Origin of the sequence: Noviherbaspirillum pedocola, assembly GCF_016632335.1 — a bacterium.
Lineage (GTDB): Bacteria > Pseudomonadota > Gammaproteobacteria > Burkholderiales > Burkholderiaceae_D > Noviherbaspirillum_A > Noviherbaspirillum_A pedocola.
Genome location: NZ_JAEPBG010000001.1, coordinates 180,405 through 201,777 on the forward strand (window position 1 = coordinate 180,405; position 21,373 = coordinate 201,777).

Consider the following 21,373-nt stretch of genomic DNA (forward strand, 5'->3'; position numbering starts at 1 on the left):
ACCCGCAAAAGAACGGCGGCTCGCGCTCACGCACAAGCCGCCTGATGTTGAATTGAAAACCGGGACGTTATGTAACGAAGGTGTCGACAGGGTTCAGCGCACTCGTGACTTTTCTGGCGCTACGTCAAGCCTGCGCATTGGCCTATTTCTTTGCCGCCAGTACCGTATCCGGCAGGCGCATCGCCATCACGAAGGAGCATGCTGCGATTGCCGCACTGATGAACAAAGTGCGCTCGAAAGCGCCACGCACCGCGCTGGCCATCGCCTGCCGCTCCTGCGGGCCCATCTGCGCCAGCGCGCCGCCGACCAGCTCTTTCATCATTTCGGCGCCGGACAGCGATGGCGACAAGCCCGGCGCCGCTGCCTGCAATGCCGCCATCAGCAAGGCGGTCAGCACCGCCACAGCCAGCGCCGCGCCGAGCGAACGGGAGAACGAGGCGGTGGAGGTAGCCACGCCCATGTCGCGCCGCGGCGCGGCATTCTGCACCGCCACCAGCGCGGTCGGAAACTGCAGACCGATGCCGATGCCGACCGCCACCATCAGCACGCCGGTCGCCAAGGCATGCTGCGGATCGAGCAGCGCCAGGCCGATGAGGCCGAACGGCACGATTGCGCTACCGACCTGCTGCAGCGGCTTGTAGCGGCCGATGCGCGCCATCACCTGGCCTCCGGTATACGCTCCCAGCGGAATCGACAGCGTCAAGGGCACCAGCTGCAGCGCCGCGCCGTCGGCGCCCACGCCCAGCAGCATCTGCAGCCGCAGCGGAATCAGCACCGACAGCGACACCACCTGGGCGAAGGCGATGAACAGGATGCCGCAGCACAGCACCACGGTCGGTATGCGGAACAGGTATAGCGGCAGGATTGGTTCGGCCGTGCGCTTCTGCTGGAACACGAAAATCGCCAGCACCACGGCAGCGCCGGCAAAAAGCGATGCATTGGTTTGCTCCAGCCAGGCCACGCCCTGCCCGACCCGCGTTACCGCGATCAGAAAGGCCGACAGGCCCAGCGACAGCAGCAGCGCGCCGGCGACATCGATTTTGCGGGCGATGCGCGGCGGCGCCAGCTGCGCGAGCGCGCGGCGCGACACCAGGAAGGCTGCCACGCCCAGCGGCAGGTTGATCCAGAACACCCAGCGCCAGGACAGGTAATGCGTGAGAAAGCCGCCCAGAAGCGGACCGGCAACGCTGGCCACCGCATAGGTGCCGCTGACATAGCCCTGGTAGCGGCCGCGCTCGCGCGGCGTAATCACGTCGGCGATGATGCCCTGCGAAGTCGAGATCAGTCCGCCGCCGCCGATGCCCTGCAGAATGCGACCGGCCACCAGCATGCCGATCGAGTTGGCGACACCGCAGATCACTGACGCCGCGAGAAAGATGGCAATCGACACCAGCAGCATCGCGCGCCGGCCATACAGGTCGCCGAGCTTGCCGTAGATCGGCGTGGTCACCGCGCTGGCCACGAGATAACCGGACACCACCCAGGCCAGCCAGTCGAAACCATGCAGTTCCGCGCCCAGCACCGGCAGCGCCACGGAGATGATGGTCTGGTCCAGCGCGCCCATCAGGATTGCCAGCAGCACGCCGGTGATCACGGAGCGTACCTGTGCATGAGTAAAGGCGGGATGATCTGACGTCGAGGCTGGGGTGGGCGGGGAAGCGGCTTCAGTCATGGCTGTTGCGGGGAACGGGAAAGGAGGACGGTAAGGAGGCGGCAAGTATCGCAGATCAACGCAAGCGCCGCTGACCGCCCTCTTCCTCCGTTTGATGCGCTTGGCCTTCTTCTTGCATAGGACGCGCATGACAACAATCGGAGAAGGATGACCCCCATGGGAAAAATCGTGCTGGAACCGGGACTCACCGAGCAGGGTGTGCGCTTCTCGGTGGAAGTGGATGCGGTGGAGCGGGAATGCCTGATCCTGAAGAGCGCGCTTGCCCATCTTTGCAAGCTGCAGGGCTTCACAATGGACTTCATGAACACCTACCGCGCCTGCGAAGCGCGGATACACAGCGTTGCGCGCCGGCTTGCCGCGGCCGGCAACCAGGATACGCCGCTGGTGCTTTCCACTGCCTGCTTCAACTGAGGGCAGAAGCCGCCCTGCGATGGCGCGGATCGCACCGGAAAAGGCACGTACCTGACTGCTTGCGGCAAGACGTGATCCGACATGGCGCAGCGACACCGTTTCACCACGGAAACTGCTGGCACGGGCATTGCTCCGTTGTGGCTAATGCCCATACCGGTGCCATGCCATGCAGAATTTCCTTTCGCGCCTGATCGGCCGGCTCAACGTCGGTCGCAAGCTCGCGCTCATCTACCTCCTCGACCTGACTGCGGTGATCTTCGTATCGGGCATCCTGATCAACGAGAAATACATCGCCATCGATTTCACCGCCAAGGAAATCGCCGGCGCTGCCTATATCGATGCCATCCGCGCCAGCTTCACACCGCTGGCGGGCGCAAGGCCGTCACCGCAAGCCATGGAAGCAGCCGCGCGCGAAATCGAGGCGGCCCAAGCGCGACACGGCGAGGCCATGCGCGGCGCGGACCTCGCGCGCGACTACGCCGATGCGCTGCGCCATGGCACCGACCACGCTTTCGACCGCGGCCGTGCGCTGCTGACCCGCATCGGCAATCAATCCAACCTGATCCTCGACCCCGACCTCGACAGTTATTACACGATGTCGCTGGCGGTGCTGCGCTTTCCGGAATTGCTGGAGCTGTTGCGCACCACGCCGAATCCGAACGCGGCGCATGACATGGCGCTCCTGCAGGGCCGGCTCGACGCAGCGGCGCACGGCATCGCCAGCGATTACCGGGAAGCGCTCGCAGCCGGCGACGCCACGCTCGCGCAGCGCCTGAACCCATCGCGCCAGGCACTGCAGGATGCGCTGCAACGCTACGGGGCCGGACCGATGGATGCCGCCCGGCGCGAGCTTGCCATCGTCGCGCTGAACGATGCCTGGCGCATGGCGCAAAACGAATTGTCGCGGCTGCTGCACGCGCGGCAACGGGCGGCTTATGCGCGCATGGCCGAGCATTTCGGCACCGCCGTGCTGCTGCTGCTCGTCATTCTTTCCGTCGTGTTCTATGTGGCCCGACAGATCAGCGCGCCGCTGCGCCAGCTTGCCGGCGTCGCGGCCGATGTGTCGCGCTCGGGCAATTACGCGCTGCGCGCCGCATGGAAAAGCGGCGATGAGATCGGTCAGCTCGTCACCGGCTTCAACGCGATGCTGCAGCAGCTGGACCGGCATCGCCTGGAACAGCAGGAACTGGTCGCGCGCCATCATGCCGACAATGCCCAGAAGCGGCTGGCCGAAGCCATCCCGATGCCGCTGCTCGTGACCGCCATCCCGGACCATGAAGTGCTGCACGCGAATGCGGCTGCGCAATCCTGGCTGCGCGGACGCGGCGATCCATGGAGCCGCGGCATGGATGCGCCGACCCGCGCCCGCTTCTTCCAGACGCTGGCCGACCTCGGCGCAGTGGATGAATTCGAAGTGCGCTGGCTCGCAGGCAGTGCACCGGGCTGGGCGCTGGTGTCGGCGCGGCGCATCGAATATGGCGGCCGCGCAGCGGTGCTGTCTACCTTCACCCCGATCAACCGCATGAAGGCAATGGAGCAGCATTTGGAGCTGTGGGCCAAGGTATTCGAGGCGGCATCGGAAGGCATCCTGCTGATCGACGCCGAAGGATGCATCGTCGAAGCCAATGCCGCGTTCTGCCGCAACGCCAATCTCGGCGTCGACGACCTCGCCGGCATGCATCCACGCGACCTGCTCGACGCGCGCAACGACGCCGGCTTGTACCAGACCATGCTCGACACCGCCGCCCGGCAAGGCGCCTGGCAGGGCGAAGCCTGGATACAGCGGCGCGGACGCGAGCCGTGGCCGGCGTGGCTGTCGCTGAACGCGGCGCGCGACAAGTCCGGCGCGGTGGCCCATCACATCGCCATCGTCACCGACATCAGCGAGCGCAAGAAGAACGAGGAACGCATCCGCTACATGGCGCATCACGATGCGCTGACCGGCCTGCCGAACCGTCTGCTGTGCCGAGAGCGGCTGCAGATGTCGATTGCGCAGTCGCAGCGCGCGGGGAGTCGCGTGGCAGTGTTGTTCGTCGACCTGGATCGCTTCAAGAACATCAATGATTCCCTCGGCCATCATGTCGGCGACGCGCTGCTGTCCTCGGTAGCGCAGCGCCTGTCGGCCTCGGTGCGGCCAGGCGACACCGTCAGCCGCCTCGGCGGCGATGAATTCATCGTGATCCTCAACAACGTCGCCGACGTGGAAGAAATCGGCAAGATCGCCAAGGGGCGCCTGATCGAAGCGGTCCGGCAGCCCTACCCGCTGGACGGCGCCGAGCTGCACATCTCCTGCAGCGTGGGCGCGGCGGTGTATCCGGACGACGGCGCAGACATCGACGCCCTGATGCGCCATGCCGATGCCGCGATGTACCAGGCCAAGAACAGCGGCCGCGACAATCTGCAGTTCTTCACCGCAGAACTCAACGAACGCGTCACCCAGCGCCTGCAACTGGAAAACGATTTGCGCCACGCGGTGGCGCGCGGCGAACTGCTACTGCATTACCAGCCGCGCATCGATGCCGCCACGCTGACGCTGGCTGGCGTGGAAAGCCTGGTGCGCTGGCAGCATCCGACGCGCGGCCTGATCGGGCCGGCCGAGTTCATTCCGATCGCCGAGGAGTCCGGCCTGATCGTCGACATCGGCGCCTGGATCATCGACGAAGCCTGCCGCCAGCATGCGCAATGGCGGGAACGCGGCCTCGGCATGGTGCCGGTATCGATCAACCTGTCGGCGGTGCAGCTGCGCGACAACGGCTTGTGCGACACGCTGCGCGGTGCATTGAAGCGGCATGCGATCGACGCCGCGCAGATCGAGCTCGAGCTGACCGAATCGGTCCTGATGGACAACGGCGATGCCGCGATCGCCCGGCTCAATGCCATCAAGGCGCTGGGCGTATCGCTGTCGATCGACGACTTCGGCACCGGCTATTCCAGTCTCAATTACCTGTACCGCTTCCCGGTCGACAAGCTGAAGATCGATCGCTCCTTCATCCAGAACATGGCTGCGGCGCCGCAGAACCTGGCGCTGATCCACGCCATCATCGGCCTGGGCCATACGCTGGGCCGGCAAGTGGTGGCCGAGGGCGTGAGCCAGGAAAGCGAGGCGCGCATGCTGCGTGAATACGGCTGCGATGAATTGCAGGGCTTTCATTTCAGCCGGCCGCTGCCGGCGCAGGAAGTGGAAGGCTGGATGCGGGATCGCTGCGCGCAGGCGGCGTAGTGGCACCCATGAAGTCCATCGTATCGTCGCGAGCCTGCGGTTCGAAACGCTTGTAGACCTTGGACTGAACGCCTAGAATGCGCTCCACCGTACGATTAAGGACACGATCATGGATACGATTTCGGCAAACGATCTCAAAACCAGGGGTGTAGGCGCGATCGATCAAGCCTTGCAGGAACAAACCGAAGCCTCGGTTACCGTACGAGGCAAGGTGAAGTACGTGGTCATGAGCAAGGAACATTACCAATACCTGCGGGAATGTGAATTGAGCGTCGCACTGGCCGAATCGCAGGCCGACCTCGATGCCGGCCGATTCGTCAGGGAAACAGTCGAACAGCATCTGGTCCGCATCAAATCCTTCGACGCGGACGGCAAATGAAGTGGGAGCTGCTTTTCACCGAGCACTACAACAAGCGCGCCGCACGCTTTCTGAAACGTCATCCCGAGTTGGAAAGCCTTTATGCCAAGACACTCAAGCTGCTTGAAGCGAATCCGCACCATCCTTCCTTGCGCCTTCATGCGCTCAAGGGGAAGCTCGAAGGCTTGCACAGCGTCTCGATCAACATGAGCTTTCGCATTTCGCTGGAAATGGTCATCCGCGATCACGAAATCGTCCTGATCAACGTCGGCGACCACGACGATATCTATCGCTGAGCGGCAAGCGGCTCGACCCATGTTGGAACCGCGCGCAGCAGCTTGCGCTTTATAACGAAGAAATCCAATCATGGATTGAGCAATCGCTTTCCTGCGCCAACTGCAGACAGCGGCGACGCCAGAAATTCAGCTCCCCATCCCCATATCCGGATCATTCCCCGCCCCCGCCCACACCGTCTCCAGCTCGAAAGCCAGCGAACGCGCCAGGCCATCCAGGTCCGGGAACAGCTGCGCATAGGTGATGTTCATCCGGTACAGCGAGCGCATCGCTTCGTCTCGCAGCGACGGCGGCAGCAGCAGCTTGCGCATCAGCGGACCATCGGACGCATAGCCACTCAGGATCTGGTCGAGCGACTTGTCGAGCACGCCCGGCACTGCGAACATGCCCGATTGCGCCACCAGGCGCCGGTCCATCTGCATTGGCTCGCCTATCCACACCACTTCATGCGTGTTCTGGATGAAGTAGCGCTCGAAATTGCCCGGCTCGCGCGGGTCGATGCGTTCGCGCGTCAGGCCCGGATGCGCGCTGGGCGCCGCATTCCACAGCGCTGGCGTATTGAGCGCATACACCACCGCGGTGCCGACCGCGCGCTCCAGCGCGAAAAAGGCGGCAACGAAGGGTGATTTGGTGAAGTCCAAGAGGCGCGTCGGCGCGCCGTGATGCTGCATCAGCGCCGCGCAGCGCAAGTCTTCGGCCAGCACCGATTCATCGGTCAGGTAGTTGTGGGCCTTGCGCCGGAAGATGCGGATCGCGCGCTTTTCCCTGCCCTGCCAGCTGCGGCGGTCGGGCACGAAATTCTGCAGATGGCGCGACAGCGAACTGTACAGCGGCCAGTAGGCATCGCGATGGCCGCGAAAGGCCCAGCCGTCCAGCTCGGTGCTGAGCGCGACGAATTCGCTCCAGGTGTCGATCTGAACTTCTTCCATGACGCGACAGTTCCGATGGTTGAAAACACGTAGGGTGGGCGCAGCCCACGCGTCCGGTCGTTCAACCGGCAATCGCATGGGCTGCGCCCACCCTACGGGAAATCGAGGTAGGCGGGAAGCTTACTTGACGCCGGCCGCAGCGCTCTCCTTGTCCACCGCATCCAGCACTTCCTTGCCGACGCGGCCTTCCACTTCCTTGCGCACCGGCAGCAGCGCCTTGCGCCACTCGGCCTTCTCGGCATCGGTCAGCACATAGACCTTGGTCTTGCCGCTCTTCTTGATCGCTTCCAGCGCGTCCTGGTTCTCCTTCTCCGCGATCTTGTTGGTGTAGTCGGTGGCTTCCTTCATCGCGCCCTCGAGCTGGCCGCGCACATCCGCCGGCAAGCCCTCCCAGAACTTCTTGTTGACGATGACCGCGTAGCCGATATAGCCGTGCTCGGACACCGTCATGTCGCTTTGCACCTCATGCGTCTTCTGCGTGTAGATGTTGGACGGGGTGTTCTCGGTGCCATCGACCACGCCGGTCTGCAGCGCCTGGTACACCTCGGAGAAAGCCATGACCTGCGGATTGGCGCCCAGCGCGCGGAACTGCGCATCGAGCACCTTGGAAGACTGGATGCGCATCTTCAGACCGCGGAAGTCGGATGGATGATGCAGCGGCTTGTTGGCGGTCATGTCCTTGAAACCGTTGTCCCAGTAAGCCAGACCGACGATGCCCTTGGGCTCGAGCTTCTTGAACAGGTCCTTGCCGACCGGTCCCTGCGTGACCCGGCGCAGCACTTCGCGCGACGGGAAGATATAGGGAATGTCGAAGGCTTCGAACTGCTTCACGCCGAGCGGGCCGAACTTTGCCAGCGAAGGCGCAAGCATCTGCACCGCGCCCAGCTGCAGCGCATCGAGCTCTTCCTTGTCCTTGTACAGCGTGCTGTTCGGATAGACCTCGACTTTGACCTTGCCATTGGTGGCCTTTTCCGCCAGCTCCTTGAACTTCATTGCGCCCTTGCCCTTGGGCGTGTCATCGGCCACCACGTGGCTGAACTTGATGACGATGGGTGACTGCGCATACGCAGCGCCGGCGAGGAACAGCGGAATGGCGAATACCAGATGCTTGAGTTTCATACCTGTCTCCTTTGCTTGTTGTGTTGTGTCGTGTTGTGATGCTCTTTACCCGCGCGCCTGCCGCATGCGCGCTTCTTCCCGGATCGATTGTGCCTTCAGTATCACCGGCCGATCGACCATCCTGCCATCCACAGCCACTGCCGCTCCCTGCGCTGCGGCGGCTGCTTCCAGTACCCGTTCGGCCCAGGCAATTTCATCAGCCGCAGGCATGAAGGCGGCATTCACCGCGGCCACCTGCTTCGGATGGATGCACAGCTTGCCGCCGAAGCCATCGCGTCGCGCGCGGCGCGTGTCCTGCAGGATGCGCTCGGCATCGTCGAGTACGGTGGTGACGCCATCGACCGGCGCGGCAATGCCGGCCAGGCGCGATACCAGCGCCAGCTGCGAGCGGAAATACTGCAGCGATTCGACTGTTTCTTCCATGCCGATATCGACGCTGAAGTCGATGCTGCCGAACAGCAGCCGCTCGACCTTCGGCGCGCGCGCCAGCTCGAGCGCGTGATGAAAACCCAGCGCCGACTCGATCAGAGGCAGCACCGAAGGGGCGCCCGCGGCCAGCAGCCGCTCGATGTCGTCCACGCTTTCCGCCTTGGGCAATACCACGCCGGCTACATTCGCCATGCCGGCCAGCGCCAGATCTTCGTCGAACCAGTCGGTGCCGGCGGCATTGATGCGCACCAGCACCGGTGGCGCCCCAGCCGGCAAGCTCGACAGCCAGCCCGACAGCGCATCGCGCGCCGCGCCCTTGTCGGTGGGCGCGACCGCATCCTCCAGGTCGATGATGACCGCGTCGGCGCCTGCGGCCAGCGCCTTGGCGTAACGCTCGGGCCGGTTACCCGGCACAAAAAGATACGAGCGCTTCATGGCAGGAGCCGACCAACAACGTCTGCGCGCGCGATATGCCAGAGCCGCTCGAAGGCCGCATGCATTTCGTCGCTGCTGGCAGCGCCGCTGAACTCGGCCAGGCGCAGCGCCTTGCTTTCCAATTCCTCGCGCGACAGCGTGTTGCCGGGGTCGCCCTTAGGCTCGTCTACCCTGCCCTCGAAACGCTCACCATCCACGGTCTCGACCGTGACCTTGCCGATCCAGCGCAGCGGATAGGCGGTGTCGACTTCTTCGTCGAGCTGCATCGTCACGCGGTCGCGGAAGGCGCGGATGGCAATGTCATTAAACGCATCGTTGAATTCCTTCATGCCGGCCGCGTGGAATTGCGCGATCAGCCCCAGCACGGTGCCCATCGAGAACTTCGCCTGATGCACCGTCTGCGGATTCGTGACCGGGCCCAGCACATCGATGGCGCCCTGGTGCACATGCGCGGTGACGCGGGCAATCTGCTCGGGACGCAGATGATGCTCGTTGATCACCTGCAGCAAGGCATCGGCGGCCGGATGCGTGTGGCGGCACGAGGCATGGAACTTGAACGAAGTCTCGGCCAGGGCCCAGCGTTGCCCGAGCCTGTCGGTCAGCCGCGCCGCATCGGCGTCCGTCGACATGCCGGCCGCCATGCCCTGCTTGCCTTCGAGGATGCGCCTGGCGCCGGTGAAGCCGGCTTGCGCCAGGCAGGCGGCCATCAGGCCGTCGGATGCGGCCTTCGCGGTATGCAGCTGCTTGGAATCCGCCGCGTCGCGCAGGAATTCCCACAGGCCCGCAGCCTGGGTGCCAGCCGAGCCGAAGGCATCGAGCATTTGTTCCGGCGTGAGCTTGAGGATGCGACCCGCCGCAGCGGCAGCCGCCACCGTGCCGGCAGTGCCGGTGGTGTGGAAGATGCGGTAATGCGAGCGGCCAAGGAATTCGCCGATGCGAATGCCGACCTCATAGCCGGCGACGGCTGCCGTCAGCAGTTCCCGGCCCGAGGCCCCGTTCGCCTGCGCCAGCGCCAGCACCGCCGGAAACACCACCGCGGCCGGATGAAACACCGAGCCGTTGTGCACATCGTCCTGCTCGGCCCAGTGCGAGGAAGCGGCGTTGACCATCGCCGCAAACAGCGGCGTGGTGCCGGCACGCGAGACCAGCACTTCGCATGGCCCCTCGGTTGGCCCCATCTGCCGCGCGAAGGCTTCGATGATCTGCACCGGGCGTCCCGCCTTGCCGGCCAGCGCCGAGCCGAACCAGTCGAGCATCAGGTCTTCCGCGCGGCGCAGCACCGGCTCGGGTATGTCTTCGAACTGCAGCGTCGCGGCGAAATGCGCAAGCGTTGCGCTCGGATGTTCCTGCATCATGGTCTCCTCCATCTTTTCGTTTTCCTACACGGCCTTTTCCGCGTGCAGCCGCGCGATGTCGTTAGCGCCGTAGCCCAGGCCCTGCAGGATCGCATCGGTATGCTGGCCCAGCGCCGGCACCGGGTCCATGCGCGCGGTCCAGGTGTTCGGCACGCCCGGCGGCAGCAGCGCCGGCACTTCGCCGGCCGGCGTGGCGACATCGGCCCATCGCTGGCGCGCCTTCAACTGCGGATGCTCCCACAAGTCGTGCATCGTGTTCATGTGCGCATTGGCGATCTGCGCGCGGTCCAGGCGCTCGATGACCTCCTCGGCAGTGAGCTTCGAAAATACATCGACGATCAGTGCACGCAGTTCCGCGCGTGCCGCGCTGCGCGCCGCATTCGAGCCATAGCGCGGATCGCGCGCCAGTTCGGGCTGGCGCAGCACCTCGTCGCAGAAGCTGACCCATTCGCGCTCGTTCTGCAGGCCCAGCATCACCACCTTGCCATCGCCAGCCGGGAACGGACCATACGGATAAATCGTCGCGTGCGCAGCGCCCGCGCGCGGCGGCGGCGTGGCGCCATCGATCGCGTAATACATCGGATAGCTCATCCATTCGGCCATGGACTCGAGCATGGACACATCGATGCGACAACCTTGCCCGGTGCGGCCACGCTGCAGCAGCGCCGCGAGGATGTTCGAGTACGCATACATCCCGGCGGCGATGTCGGCCACCGAGCAGCCGGCCTTGGCCGGCTCGTCCGGCGTGCCGGTGATGGACAGAAAGCCCGATTCGCTCTGGATCAGCAGGTCGTAGGCTTTCTTGTCGCGATACGGGCCGTCGGCGCCGTAGCCGGAAATGTCGCAGACGATCAGGCGCGGATGCGCTTCCTTCAGTGCTTCATACGACAGCCCGAGCCGCTCGGCCGCGCCGGGCGCGAGGTTCTGCACCAGCACATCGGCCCCGTCCAGCAGCTTCTTCAGGATAGGCAGCGCTTCCGCATGCTTCACATCCAGCGTCAGGCTTTCCTTGCTGCGGTTGGTCCAGACGAAATGCGAAGCCAGGCCACGCACCCGCGTATCGTAGGCGCGCGCGAAGTCGCCCACGCCGGGGCGCTCGATCTTGATCACGCGGGCGCCGAGGTCCGCCAATTGGCGGGTGCAGAACGGCGCGGCGATCGCATGTTCCAGGGTGACGACGGTAATGCCTTCCAGCGGTCGCATCATCATCCCTTTCAAAATGAACGTGGCAGCCCGAGCACATGCTCGGCCACATACGAGAGGATCAGGTTGGTCGAGATCGGCGCGACCTGGTAGAGCCGGGTTTCGCGGAACTTGCGCTCGACATCGTATTCGGCGGCGAAGCCGAAGCCGCCGTGGAATTGCAGGCAGGCATTCGCCGCTTCCCAGGACGCGTCGGCGGCGAGCATCTTGGCCATGTTGGCTTCGGCGCCGCAGGGCTGGTGCGCATCGAACAGTTCGCATGCCTTGTAGCGCATCAGGTTCGCGGCTTCGATGTTGACGTAGGCTTTCGCGATCGGAAACTGCACGCCCTGGTTCTGGCCGATCGGCCGGCCGAAGACTTCGCGCTCCTTCACATACTGGCTGACCTTGTCGATGAACCAGTAGCCGTCGCCTATGCATTCGGCCGCGATCAGCGTGCGTTCGGCATTCAGGCCGTCGAGGATGTACTTGAAGCCCTTCCCTTCCTCGCCGATCAGGTTCTCGGCCGGGATCTCGAGGTTGTCGAAGAAGAGCTCATTGGTCTCGTGGTTGACCATGTTCAGGATGGGCTTCACGGTCAACCCCTTGCCTATCGCTTCACGCAGATCGACGAGGAAGATCGACATGCCCTCGGACTTCTTCTTCACCTCGGACAGCGGCGTGGTGCGCGCCAGGAGGATCATCAGGTCCGAATGCTGCACCCGCGAGATCCACACCTTCTGGCCATTGACGACATAGCGGTCGCCCTTTTTCACCGCGGTAGTCTTGAGCTTGGTGGTGTCGGTGCCGGTGGTGGGCTCGGTCACCGCCATCGATTGCAGGCGCAATTCGCCGCTGGCGATCTTGGGCAGATACAGGCGCTTCTGCTCTTCGGAACCGTGGCGCAGCAGCGTGCCCATGTTGTACATCTGGCCGTGGCAGGCGCCGGAGTTGCCGCCGCTGCGGTTGATCTCTTCCATGATCACCGAGGCTTCGGTCAGGCCCAAGCCCGAGCCGCCGTATTCCTGCGGGATCAGCGCGGCCAGCCAGCCGGCCCCGGTCAGCGCATTGACGAAGGCTTCCGGATAGCCGCGTTCCTCATCGATCTTGCGGAAGTATTCAGACGGGAATTCGGCGCACAGCGCGCGCACCGCATCGCGGATGTCCTGATGGCTTTCATTGTGTCGGTTCATGTCTCCTCCAAACCTCGATGTATCAATTGGCGATCTGCGCCTCGGCCTGCATCGCCAGATCGCCGCGGTGGTTCTGCGCCCACAGCGCGATGGTCTTGCCGTCGCCGGTCGGCTTGCCGCAGACCCGGAAGGGATCGATGTCGAACAGCGGGCCGACGGCGCGAAAGGCAAAGGAAGCCACGCGCGCGCCCGGCATGTTCCGGTGCAGCAGGTCCAGGAGCAGCGTGGCGATCAGCGGGCCGTGCACGATCAGGCCGGGATAGCCTTCGACGCCGGTCACATAGCTGCGGTCGTAATGGATGCGGTGGCCGTTGAAGGTCAGCGCCGAGTAACGAAACAGCAGCACCGGGTCAGGCGTGATGTCGCGCGAGAATGCGGCGCCAAGCGGCGCCGGCTTGCCGGCCGGTTGCGACGCGCCCGGCGCGGGCAGGTCGCGATAGACGATGTCATGCTCCTCGGTCAGCGCGATGCGGCCTTCCTGCGCGATCTCGTGGCGCACGGTGACAAAGGCAAGCTGGCCGGTGGCGCCGCTCTTGGCTTCGACGCTGGCGATGCGCGAGGTGCGCGTGGCTTCGTTGCCGACGACGAGTGGCGCGGTGAACGTCAGGCGGCCGCCGGCCCACATGCGGCGCGGCAGCGGCACCGGGGGCAGGAAGCCGCCGCGCTGCGGATGGCCATCCGCACCCAGTCTCGATTGCGGCGCCACGCTCCAGAAATAGATCCAGTGCCACAGCGGCGGCAGGCCGTCGCCCGGGGCCGGCATGGCGCGCTCCAGCGTGGCGGCCAGCGCGCCGGCCAGCGCGGGCTGAATGATGTCCTGATGCGTTTCGGTCTTGCCCACCCACTGCTGCAGCAGCGGCAGGTCGAAAGCGGTCTGACTCATCGTTGTCCTTGTCGTTTCTGAAATCACGGCCAGTGTGCGTGCCGGCGCGGCCCGCCGCAATTCGGATTTTTGGAAGGGGGGCTTTGGTATTGGTGAAGTTCGGGAGAAGGCAGGAATTCTCGTAGGGTGGGCGCAGCCCACGCAGTTGTTCGACCACCGCGTGGGCTGCGCCCGCCCTACGAACCCTGCCATTACAATGTCTGCCCTCGCCTTTGGAATCGCCTCATGCTGTTCGACCTCACCGATTTGCGCTTGTTCATCCACATCGCCGAAAGCGGCAGCCTGACGCGCGCCGCCGAGCGCATGCACTTGTCGCTGGGCGCGGCCAGCAATCGCGTCAAGGAACTCGAATCGCGCTTCGGCATGCGCCTGCTCTACCGCGAGAACAAGGGCGTGCAGCTGTCGCCGGCCGGGGAAGCGCTGCTCATCCATGCGCAGCAGTTCATGCAGCAGCTCGAGCGCATGAAGAGCGACATGCAGCAGTTCTCCAGCGGCATCAAGGGCCATATCCGCATCTTCGCCAATACCACCGCCGTCACCGAATTCATGCCGCAGGTGCTGGGCAGCTTTCTGGCGCGCCATCCGCAGGTGAACGTGGCATTGGAGGAGCGGCTCAATGCCGACATCGTGCGCGGCGTGGCCGAGGGCACGGCGGACATTGGGATCGCCGCCGGCCCGGTGCAGGGACAGGGTCTGGAAATCATCAACTTCTCCACCGACCGCCTGGTGCTGGTGACGCCGCGCGAACATGCGCTGGCCGGCAGTGGCCGCATTGCCTTCGCCGATACGCTGGCCTATGCGCATGTGGGCCTGCACGAAGGCAGCAGCCTGTGGCACTTCCTGTCGCGCATCGTGTCGCAAAGCGGGCAGCGGCTGGAATTGCGCATCCGGGTGCGCAGCTTTGAAGCGATGTGTCTGATGATCGAGGCCGATGTCGGCATCGGCATCCTGCCGCAGTCAGCAGCGCTGCGGCACAGCCAGACCATGGGGCTGGCGCTGGTGGAACTTGACGATCCCTGGGCAGTGCGCGAGCGCAGCATCGTCGTGCAAAGCCTGGACGCCCTGCCCCACTATGCCCGGGAACTGGTGGAGGAAATACGGGCGGGCCAGGCGCCGCGCGCCATCAGTCCAGATCGAAACGCATGAACAGCATGAACACCTTGCTGCCGGCATCGTCCTTCATGTGCGGCACATAGGTAAACATCAGCTTCGGGCCATTTTCGCCAAAGCGCGCCAACGGTAAGGCGACGCGAAACGGCCCGGTGCGACTGATGACGCCGGCTCTTTCCAGGTCCTTGCGCAATGAGGTATCCACATTCAGCGATGGCGTCACATCCGCATAGTTGTCCGCGCCCACTGACCTGAAAACGCGGTTCTGCGCCTGTGCCGCCATGCAAGTGGCCAGGCTTCCCAATATCAATATCGACTTCGCAAGCTTCCGCATCACATCCTCGCCATGTGAAACATCCGTTTGCCCAAACTCCTGCGCACGGGTTGCAAGAATAATAACCATCAACCATTGCACGGTAGCCTTCAATTGATGTCACTCTTTGCGCACCGCCAAAGGCTGAGCAGGCAGTAATGATCGCGGGCAAATCGTGGCTCCCATCACCGAACGCACGAACCCAGTATAGTCATTGCTTCATCTCATGGAAAAGGGACAAGGCATGGACAGCGCGCAATTTCAGCGACAGCTGGAGCAGGAGGGCTTCAGCGACATTCTCACGGTCGAACGGGAAGCCGACGGCATGCTCGACGAACATACGCATCCGTTCGAGGCGAAGGCGCTGGTGCTGGAAGGTGAAATCCTGCTGCGCTGCGGGGCGCGCGAGCAACGCTGCCGCGCCGGCGACATCTTTCATCTGCAGGCCGGGGAACCGCACCAGGAGTTCTACGGACCGCAGGGCGTGCGTTACCTTGTCGGCAGGAAATGATCAAGCAGCTCGCGTTCGCGGCGTATCGACGCTGCCGTGCGCCGCGCGCTCTGTGGTATCGGCTGCCAGCTGAACTGCCGGCCGACGGTGATATGAAAATCTGCCGACGGCGCCATGCCGAGTTCACGTCGCACTTCCTGGAACCAGTCGCTGTACACGGGCAGCGACCAGAACGGGCCGTGATGGCGCAGCACCACGTCATACTCGATATCGACTTCCCTGCCCTCGTACTTGCCCCAGGCGCGCATGTCCGGCACGTCTTCTTCGGGCGTGACGATGGTCACGTGGGTGCCGAACATCGGGCGGTTCAGGCGCATCGCCTGGCCGTATTGGCGCTCGATGAACCATTGGTACAGCAAGTCGAGGTCGTCCCGCGGCAGCGCCGCCACCAGCGAGCGTTTGGCGTAGGACTTTTTGGACGCGATCGGCGGCAGGTTGTATGCCATCCTGCCGCGCGCAATCAGATGCTGCATGCGAGGTTTCCTTCATCAAGGCATTCCGGCTTCGACCGTGCAACACCATCGCAGTTGTCGGAAAAATCGCGTCGGCGCAAGGAATCGGCTGAACGTGACGGCGCGCATTGCATCCAACTGGTTTTCTCTTCTTGCGCCAACACTATGAAAGCATCCCGACTCGGACTGGTTTGCGTGACGGATTCACAGGAAGTACGCTACCGCGCGCTCACACGCAAGCGCCTGCTGCAGCATGAACTGCCGCAGCAGCGCGAACTGCTGACGGACCTCTACCGCGACAATCTGCAGCGTCTGACCGCAGCGCTGGACTATTGCGAACGCGAGGCAATCTCGCTGTACCGGCTGCCGTCGAGCATTTTCCCGTTCGCCGATGAAGAGATAGGCCGTGGAACCCTGGCCGGTTTCGCTCCCACGCTGGCACAGCTCGGCGCGCGCGCCACGACCGCGGGCATCCGCCTGGTGATGCATCCGGATCAGTTCGTGGTGCTCAACTCCGACTCCGCCGGCGTGGTCGCCAACAGCGTGAAGATCCTGGCCATGCATGCCGACATCATGGATCTGCTGGCGCAGCCGCGTTCGCCGTGGGCGCTGCTCGAGATCCACGGCGGCAAGGGCAATCGCGCCGAGGCGCTCATCGAGAACATACGCGCGCTGCCCGAAGGCATACGCACGCGCCTGGCGCTGGAAAACGATGAATATGCGTATGGCGCCGCCGAGATCCATGCAATCTGCATGGAAGCCGGCGTGCCGATGGTGTTTGATGCGCATCACCACATCGTCAAGGAGAACCTGTCGAGTTACGACGACCCGAGTGTGGCGGCCATGCTCGAACGGGCGCGCGAGACCTGGCCCGATCCCGACTGGCAGCTCGTGCATATTTCCAATGGCCGCAACGGTTTCAATGATCGCCAGCATTCCGATCTGATCGAAGTGATGCCGTCTTCCTACGCGCGTGCGCCGTGGATCGAGATCGAGGCGAAATCGAAGGAGCTGGCCATACGCAAGCTGCGCGAGGAATCCGGCTCGCTGGCGCATGTGGGGTAAGCGCAAGCCTTTTCACACAACCGAAGCTTGCGTGGCTCGATAGCGGCCGCGGCGCGCGCACCTAAGATGAGGTTTTCCTTTCAAGCGTGGCTGGCTCCGACGGCGCGCCACGCAGCAGGAAACAGGCAATAAAACTACCGCAAAGACCATGAGCATAGACAGCGACGATCCATTGTCACGCCTCGACATGGAAAAAAGATTCAGCCTGCTGGTGGCCAATGTCGTTGATTACGCGATTTACCTGCTTTCTCCCAGCGGCCATATCAGCAGCTGGAATGCCGGCGCCCAGACATTCAAGGGTTATGACGAGGAAGAGATCCTCGGCAAGCACTTCTCCATGTTCTATACGGATGAGGATCGCGCTGCCGGTTTGCCGGAGCGCGCATTGTCCACGGCGCGCAATGCCGGCCGCTTCGAAGGCGAAGGCTGGCGCGTGCGCAAGGATGGCAGCCGCTTCTGGGCGCATGTGGTGATCGATGCGATCCGCAACAAGGACGGCGGCTTGATCGGCTTCGCCAAGATCACCCGCGACATCACCGAAAGGCGCGAAGCGCAACTCGCGCTGGAACGCGCTAATACCGCGCTGTACCAGGCGCAAAAGCTCGAAGCCCTGGGACAGCTCACCGGTGGCATTGCGCATGACTTCAACAACCTGCTCGCGGTGATCGTCAATGGACTCGATCTGCTGGCGCTGCAGCCGCCCACGCCAGGCATCGCCCGGGTGCTGGAGGCCATGCGCCGCGCTGCCGAGCGTGGCTCGACTCTGACGCAGCAACTCCTTGCGTATGCGCAGCGCCAGTCACTGCATCCGCAGATCAGCGACATCAACCGCGTGATCCGGGACTTTGAGACGGTGCTGCGGCGAGCCGTGCCGGCGGAGGTGAGTTTCGATATGGACCTGGGCAGCGATTTGCCTGGCGTGCTGCTTGATCCGGCGCGCTTTGAATCCGTGCTCATGAACCTGGTGGTGAATGCATGCGACGCGATGCCCGACGGTGGCAGGCTAGCGCTTCGCACCGCGCGCGCAAGCCTGGCCGAGAACGAAGTCGGCAATCTGGCTGCCGGCGACTATGTGCGTGTCACGGTCAGCGATACCGGCGCCGGCATGACGCCCGAGGTCGCTGCGCGCGCCTTCGAGCCTTTCTTCACGACGAAGGAAATCGGCAAGGGCACAGGCCTGGGTCTGTCGCAGGTGCATGGATTCGTCACGCAGTCCGGCGGCGATGTCGTGCTCGATACCGCACCTGGGAAAGGGACGACGCTGTCGCTGTATCTGCCCGCTGGCGCCGAGTCCGCGTCGGACACGCCGCCACAGGCAGGTCCGACCGAGCCGGCGCAACAGCACGCGACCGAAAGGTTTCGGGTGCTGGTGGTTGACGACGAACCGGATGTGCTGGAGATGACGGTCGAGCTTTTCCGCAACCTGGGTTATGAAGCGCTCCAGGCACGCAGCGGTCGCGAGGCGCTCGAGGTGCTGGAGCGCGAGAGGAACATCGGTTTGCTGTTCTCGGATGTGATGATGCCGGGCGGCATGAGCGGCATCGAACTGGCGCGCCGCGCGCGCGAGATGGCGCCGGACATGCGCATCACGCTGGCTTCCGGCTATCCGTTGCCGGCACTGCAGGAGGCGCATGGCGCGCTGGATGAGTTCACGATGCTGGCCAAGCCTTATCGGCTGGTAGATATCGTGAGGAGCTTGCGGGAACTACATTAATGCCCGGCATGGTGTTCATTGCAAACGCGGCCGGTTTGCCGTTACTGTGGCTGACCTATCAGTGATCCGCGCGAAGGCTTGTAGGCATGAGGTTTGACTCAGCCGCGAATGCTTCGCCTAATTCAATGAACGGCTCTTCGGTTTCATTGTCTGCAGTGCTGGAATTGACTGTGCCAGACGGCATGGGGATGAACATTTCGCCATCCGAAAAATCAGGCGGGGGGTTGCAATATGGTCGTGGTTTTTCCGATCGAATTTGCGGCCTTCAATTCAGTGCCCGCCTCTTTGTTCAACCGTTCGAATTCGGAAACGATAAGAGGAGCCTCATCGTCGTCTAACGTAAGCTGGCGCAAGACACCGACAGCAAAGCAGTCAAACGCCTTGCCATAAGCGTCTGGCAGTTTCGGACAATCCGTAATGCCGTTACCCAATCTGGAACGCGCCGTCAGCCAAGCTTTCGAAAACGCGATCGCTCTCTGTATGAGGTCAACATTGTTGCTCAAATGATCGAGGAGCTTTGGCAGCTGTTCCCTGCTTCTATCCAGCAGCAGGAGATCTCCCAACCTGAGGAAACTACGCAAAGCACACTTGTTTGTTTCGCGGCTTCCCGAAGTTGGATGCGCATCGACAAATGCGACGATGCTCTCCAACTGGGCGCCAGCAATCTTATTCTTCACCTTCGACCCCTCGGCCGCCATGCACAAACTCCTGGCCTAACCGTGCTCGGCCGAATTCGGACGCTTGTTGCCGCCGGCTGACATTTCTTCGGCCACACAGCACGCCGGGGCAGAGTTTACCGGCATCGACATCATGTCGCCCGGCACACTACCTCACCGCATGCCATCTGCCCTGAAATCCCTCTCCCTTCGCCTCTCCCGGCCTGTCATCGCCACCCCAGTAATACAGCGGCCTGCCCCGATAAGCATACTGCCGTCCGCCATCCTTGCGCTCGATGATGCTGAAAGCGCCGCTGGCGGTCGCGTCGCGCGGCGCCGCGTACGGCGGCCAGTTTTCAGCGCAAGTGCCGCTGCACGCGCTCTCGCCATCGGCATCCATGTCGAAGGTATAGAGCGCCATGCCATTGGAGGAAACAAGCAGGCCATCACGCATGGACGCCGGCTCGGCGGCATGCGCCTCGGTTGCGAGCGCGAGCACGGCTGCGAGCATGGCGACGATGCGACCAGCCACGGGCCGCGTTTCATTGAATTGCATTGGAGTTCCCTTTTCATAAGCGCAACGACGGTTCTGCAGACCACAAAACCAAGTCTCAGCGTTCACAGGTGACGACGGTTCCACCAAGCGCGACATGATTCCGCACAGCATGCGGAAGCCCTTGTCTTTGATGCTATAGTGCTGCCTGCAAATTTCGCGGGTGGCGTAACGCTCGCGGCGCCGGTTTCATCATGGCGACCGCGGCGCAACCGGAACCGAACCACCCGCAATCCATTCGAGACCGGACCACCGGTCATCCCCGAAGCTTCGGAGACATTCATGAAAATAAAGTTCGCCATCGCTGCCCTTCCCGCCTTGCTCGCGCTCGCCTTTTCCGGCGCCGCCCATGCGCAGATCAAGGTTGGCGTCAGCGTTTCGGCCACCGGCCCGGCTGCCTCGCTGGGCATCCCCGAGAAGAACACCATCGCGCTGCTGCCCAAGACCATCGCCGGCAAGACCGTGGAATACATCGTGCTCGACGATGCGACCGATCCGACTACCGCGGTCAAGAACGCGCGCAAGCTGGTCAGTGAAGACCATGTCGACTTGCTGATCGGCTCCACCGTCACCCCGAATTCGCTGGCCATGATCGACGTCGCAGCCGAGTCCGGCACGCCGATGATCTCGATGGCCGCCTCGGCTTCCATCGTCGAGCCGCTGGATGCCAAGCGCCACTGGGTATTCAAGACGCCGCAGAACGATTCGCAGATGACCACCGCGATCCTGTCCCATATGGCCGACCACGGCGTGAAGACCGTGGGCTTCATCGGTTTCAATGACGCCTACGGCGAAGGCTGGTATCGCGAACTGAGCAAGCTGGCCGACACCCGCAAGATCAAGGTCGTGGCCAACGAGCGCTTCGCCCGCCCGGACACCTCGGTCACGGGCCAGATCCTGAAGATCATGAGCGCCAACCCTGACGCGGTGCTGATCGCCGGATCCGGCACGCCGGCCGCGCTGCCGCAGAAGACGCTGAAGGAGCGCGGCTACAAGGGCAAGATCTACCAGACCCATGGCGTGGCCAACAACGACTTCCTGCGCGTGTGCGGCAAGGATTGCGAAGGCACCTGGCTGCCGTCCGGTCCGATCCTGGTGGCCGAGCAATTGCCGGCATCGAACCCGGTAAGGAAATCGGCGCTGGAATACAAGGCAACCTATGAAAAGGCTTATGGCGCCGGTTCGGTATCGACCTTTGGCGGCCATGCCTGGGATGCCGGCAAGCTGCTGGCCAACGCCGTGCCCGCCGCGCTCAAGGCTGGCCAGCCGGGCACGAAGGAATTCCGCGCCGGCCTGCGCGACGCCATCGAGCATACGAAGGATGTCGCCGGCGCCCATGGCGTGTTCAACCTGAGCCCGACCGATCACCTCGGCCTGGACCAGCGCGCCCGCGTGATGGTGGAAATCGTCAACGGCAAGTGGAAGCTGGGCGGCGATGCGCAATAAGGTGTTCTAGATCGTTCCGGGCGCGATGCGAGTCGCGCCCTTTTTTGTTTCAACCTCTTTCCTCGACATGAGG

At 63.6% G+C, this 21,373-nt stretch carries 21 protein-coding genes; 9 read left to right on the top strand and 12 right to left on the bottom strand.

The features are described 5' to 3' along the window. Nucleotides 1-142: 142 nt before the first annotated feature. Entirely contained in the window at nt 143-1,672 is a 1,530-nt protein-coding gene (locus tag JJB74_RS00825; RefSeq protein ID WP_200589707.1) for an MDR family MFS transporter, read from the bottom strand. 156 nt (nt 1,673-1,828) lie between these two features. Here JJB74_RS00825 and JJB74_RS00830 point away from each other — a divergent pair, with 156 nt between their 5' ends. From JJB74_RS00830 to JJB74_RS00845, 4 genes are all read left to right on the top strand, one after another. Continuing rightward, nucleotides 1,829-2,083 carry a DUF1488 family protein gene (locus JJB74_RS00830; protein WP_200589710.1) on the top strand — a complete coding sequence of 85 codons (255 nt, stop codon included), beginning with the start codon at nt 1,829-1,831 and terminating at the stop codon, nt 2,081-2,083. Between the two features lie 166 nt (nt 2,084-2,249). Then, the gene (locus tag JJB74_RS00835) at nt 2,250-5,303 is read left to right on the top strand and encodes a bifunctional diguanylate cyclase/phosphodiesterase (RefSeq protein ID WP_200589713.1); all 3,054 of its coding nucleotides are present in this window, start codon (nt 2,250-2,252) and stop codon (nt 5,301-5,303) included. Nucleotides 5,304-5,412: 109 nt separating this feature from the next. Continuing rightward, nucleotides 5,413-5,682, top strand: a complete 270-nt coding sequence (locus JJB74_RS00840; protein WP_200589715.1) for a type II toxin-antitoxin system Phd/YefM family antitoxin — start codon at nt 5,413-5,415, stop codon at nt 5,680-5,682. Beyond that, nucleotides 5,679-5,957: a type II toxin-antitoxin system RelE/ParE family toxin gene (locus tag JJB74_RS00845; RefSeq protein WP_200589717.1), complete on the top strand. Its 279-nt coding sequence runs from the start codon at nt 5,679-5,681 to the stop codon at nt 5,955-5,957. Before JJB74_RS00840 ends, JJB74_RS00845 begins: the two co-directional genes overlap by 4 nt. Nucleotides 5,958-6,083: 126 nt before the next feature. Here the strand turns inward: JJB74_RS00845 and JJB74_RS00850 are convergent, their stop codons facing one another. The 7 genes from JJB74_RS00850 to JJB74_RS00880 all read right to left on the bottom strand — a co-directional run bounded on the left by JJB74_RS00850 (nt 6,084) and on the right by JJB74_RS00880 (nt 13,480). Beyond that, nucleotides 6,084-6,884, bottom strand: coding sequence for an FRG domain-containing protein (locus JJB74_RS00850; RefSeq protein WP_200589719.1), 801 nt, complete (start codon nt 6,882-6,884; stop codon nt 6,084-6,086). A gap of 120 nt (nt 6,885-7,004) precedes the next feature. Next, nucleotides 7,005-8,003 carry a TRAP transporter substrate-binding protein gene (locus tag JJB74_RS00855; protein ID WP_200589722.1) on the bottom strand — a complete coding sequence of 333 codons (999 nt, stop codon included), beginning with the start codon at nt 8,001-8,003 and terminating at the stop codon, nt 7,005-7,007. 45 nt (nt 8,004-8,048) lie between these two features. After that, nucleotides 8,049-8,867: an HpcH/HpaI aldolase/citrate lyase family protein gene (locus tag JJB74_RS00860; RefSeq protein ID WP_200589725.1), complete on the bottom strand. Its 819-nt coding sequence runs from the start codon at nt 8,865-8,867 to the stop codon at nt 8,049-8,051. Continuing rightward, nucleotides 8,864-10,219, bottom strand: a complete 1,356-nt coding sequence (locus JJB74_RS00865; RefSeq protein ID WP_200590707.1) for an MmgE/PrpD family protein — start codon at nt 10,217-10,219, stop codon at nt 8,864-8,866. Before JJB74_RS00865 ends, JJB74_RS00860 begins: the two co-directional genes overlap by 4 nt. 27 nt (nt 10,220-10,246) lie before the next feature. Next, nucleotides 10,247-11,425 (bottom strand): CaiB/BaiF CoA transferase family protein, encoded by a 1,179-nt coding sequence (locus JJB74_RS00870; RefSeq protein WP_200590708.1) that lies wholly within the window; start codon nt 11,423-11,425, stop codon nt 10,247-10,249. Nucleotides 11,426-11,436: 11 nt separating this feature from the next. Further along, entirely contained in the window at nt 11,437-12,597 is a 1,161-nt protein-coding gene (locus JJB74_RS00875; protein ID WP_200589728.1) for an acyl-CoA dehydrogenase family protein, read from the bottom strand. Nucleotides 12,598-12,619: 22 nt separating this feature from the next. Then, nucleotides 12,620-13,480, bottom strand: a complete 861-nt coding sequence (locus JJB74_RS00880; protein ID WP_200589730.1) for an FAS1-like dehydratase domain-containing protein — start codon at nt 13,478-13,480, stop codon at nt 12,620-12,622. 225 nt (nt 13,481-13,705) lie between these two features. Between JJB74_RS00880 and JJB74_RS00885 the strand changes: the two genes are divergently transcribed. Then, on the top strand, nt 13,706-14,626 hold the full coding sequence (locus JJB74_RS00885; protein ID WP_200589733.1) for a LysR family transcriptional regulator: 921 nt from the start codon (nt 13,706-13,708) through the stop codon (nt 14,624-14,626). On the opposite strand, the gene JJB74_RS00890 is transcribed toward JJB74_RS00885, so the two are convergent. Further along, a complete protein-coding gene (locus JJB74_RS00890; protein ID WP_200589735.1) occupies nt 14,604-14,924 on the bottom strand; it encodes a hypothetical protein in 321 nt (106 codons plus the stop codon). The two genes, JJB74_RS00885 and JJB74_RS00890, sit on opposite strands and share 23 nt — an antisense overlap. Before the next feature lie 223 nt (nt 14,925-15,147). Between JJB74_RS00890 and JJB74_RS00895 the strand changes: the two genes are divergently transcribed. After that, nucleotides 15,148-15,414: a cupin domain-containing protein gene (locus JJB74_RS00895; RefSeq protein WP_200589737.1), complete on the top strand. Its 267-nt coding sequence runs from the start codon at nt 15,148-15,150 to the stop codon at nt 15,412-15,414. Here the strand turns inward: JJB74_RS00895 and JJB74_RS00900 are convergent. After that, complete coding sequence (locus JJB74_RS00900; protein ID WP_200589740.1) at nt 15,393-15,887, bottom strand: hypothetical protein; 495 nt, start codon at nt 15,885-15,887, stop codon at nt 15,393-15,395. The genes JJB74_RS00895 and JJB74_RS00900 overlap by 22 nt on opposite strands. Nucleotides 15,888-16,031: 144 nt before the next feature. Here JJB74_RS00900 and uvsE point away from each other — a divergent pair, with 144 nt between their 5' ends. Beyond that, a complete protein-coding gene (gene uvsE / locus JJB74_RS00905; protein WP_200589745.1) occupies nt 16,032-16,931 on the top strand; it encodes a UV DNA damage repair endonuclease UvsE in 900 nt (299 codons plus the stop codon). 148 nt (nt 16,932-17,079) lie between these two features. Further along, a complete protein-coding gene (locus JJB74_RS00910) occupies nt 17,080-18,645 on the top strand; it encodes a PAS domain-containing sensor histidine kinase (protein WP_200589748.1) in 1,566 nt (521 codons plus the stop codon). A gap of 212 nt (nt 18,646-18,857) precedes the next feature. Here the strand turns inward: JJB74_RS00910 and JJB74_RS00915 are convergent, their stop codons facing one another. After that, the gene (locus tag JJB74_RS00915) at nt 18,858-19,343 is read right to left on the bottom strand and encodes a hypothetical protein (RefSeq protein WP_200589751.1); all 486 of its coding nucleotides are present in this window, start codon (nt 19,341-19,343) and stop codon (nt 18,858-18,860) included. 127 nt (nt 19,344-19,470) lie between these two features. Then, nucleotides 19,471-19,857 (bottom strand): COG4315 family predicted lipoprotein, encoded by a 387-nt coding sequence (locus JJB74_RS00920; RefSeq protein ID WP_234483452.1) that lies wholly within the window; start codon nt 19,855-19,857, stop codon nt 19,471-19,473. A 279-nt stretch (nt 19,858-20,136) separates the two neighbouring features. Here JJB74_RS00920 and JJB74_RS00925 point away from each other — a divergent pair, with 279 nt between their 5' ends. Beyond that, the gene (locus JJB74_RS00925; RefSeq protein WP_200589754.1) at nt 20,137-21,300 is read left to right on the top strand and encodes an ABC transporter substrate-binding protein; all 1,164 of its coding nucleotides are present in this window, start codon (nt 20,137-20,139) and stop codon (nt 21,298-21,300) included. Nucleotides 21,301-21,373: the final 73 nt, after the last annotated feature.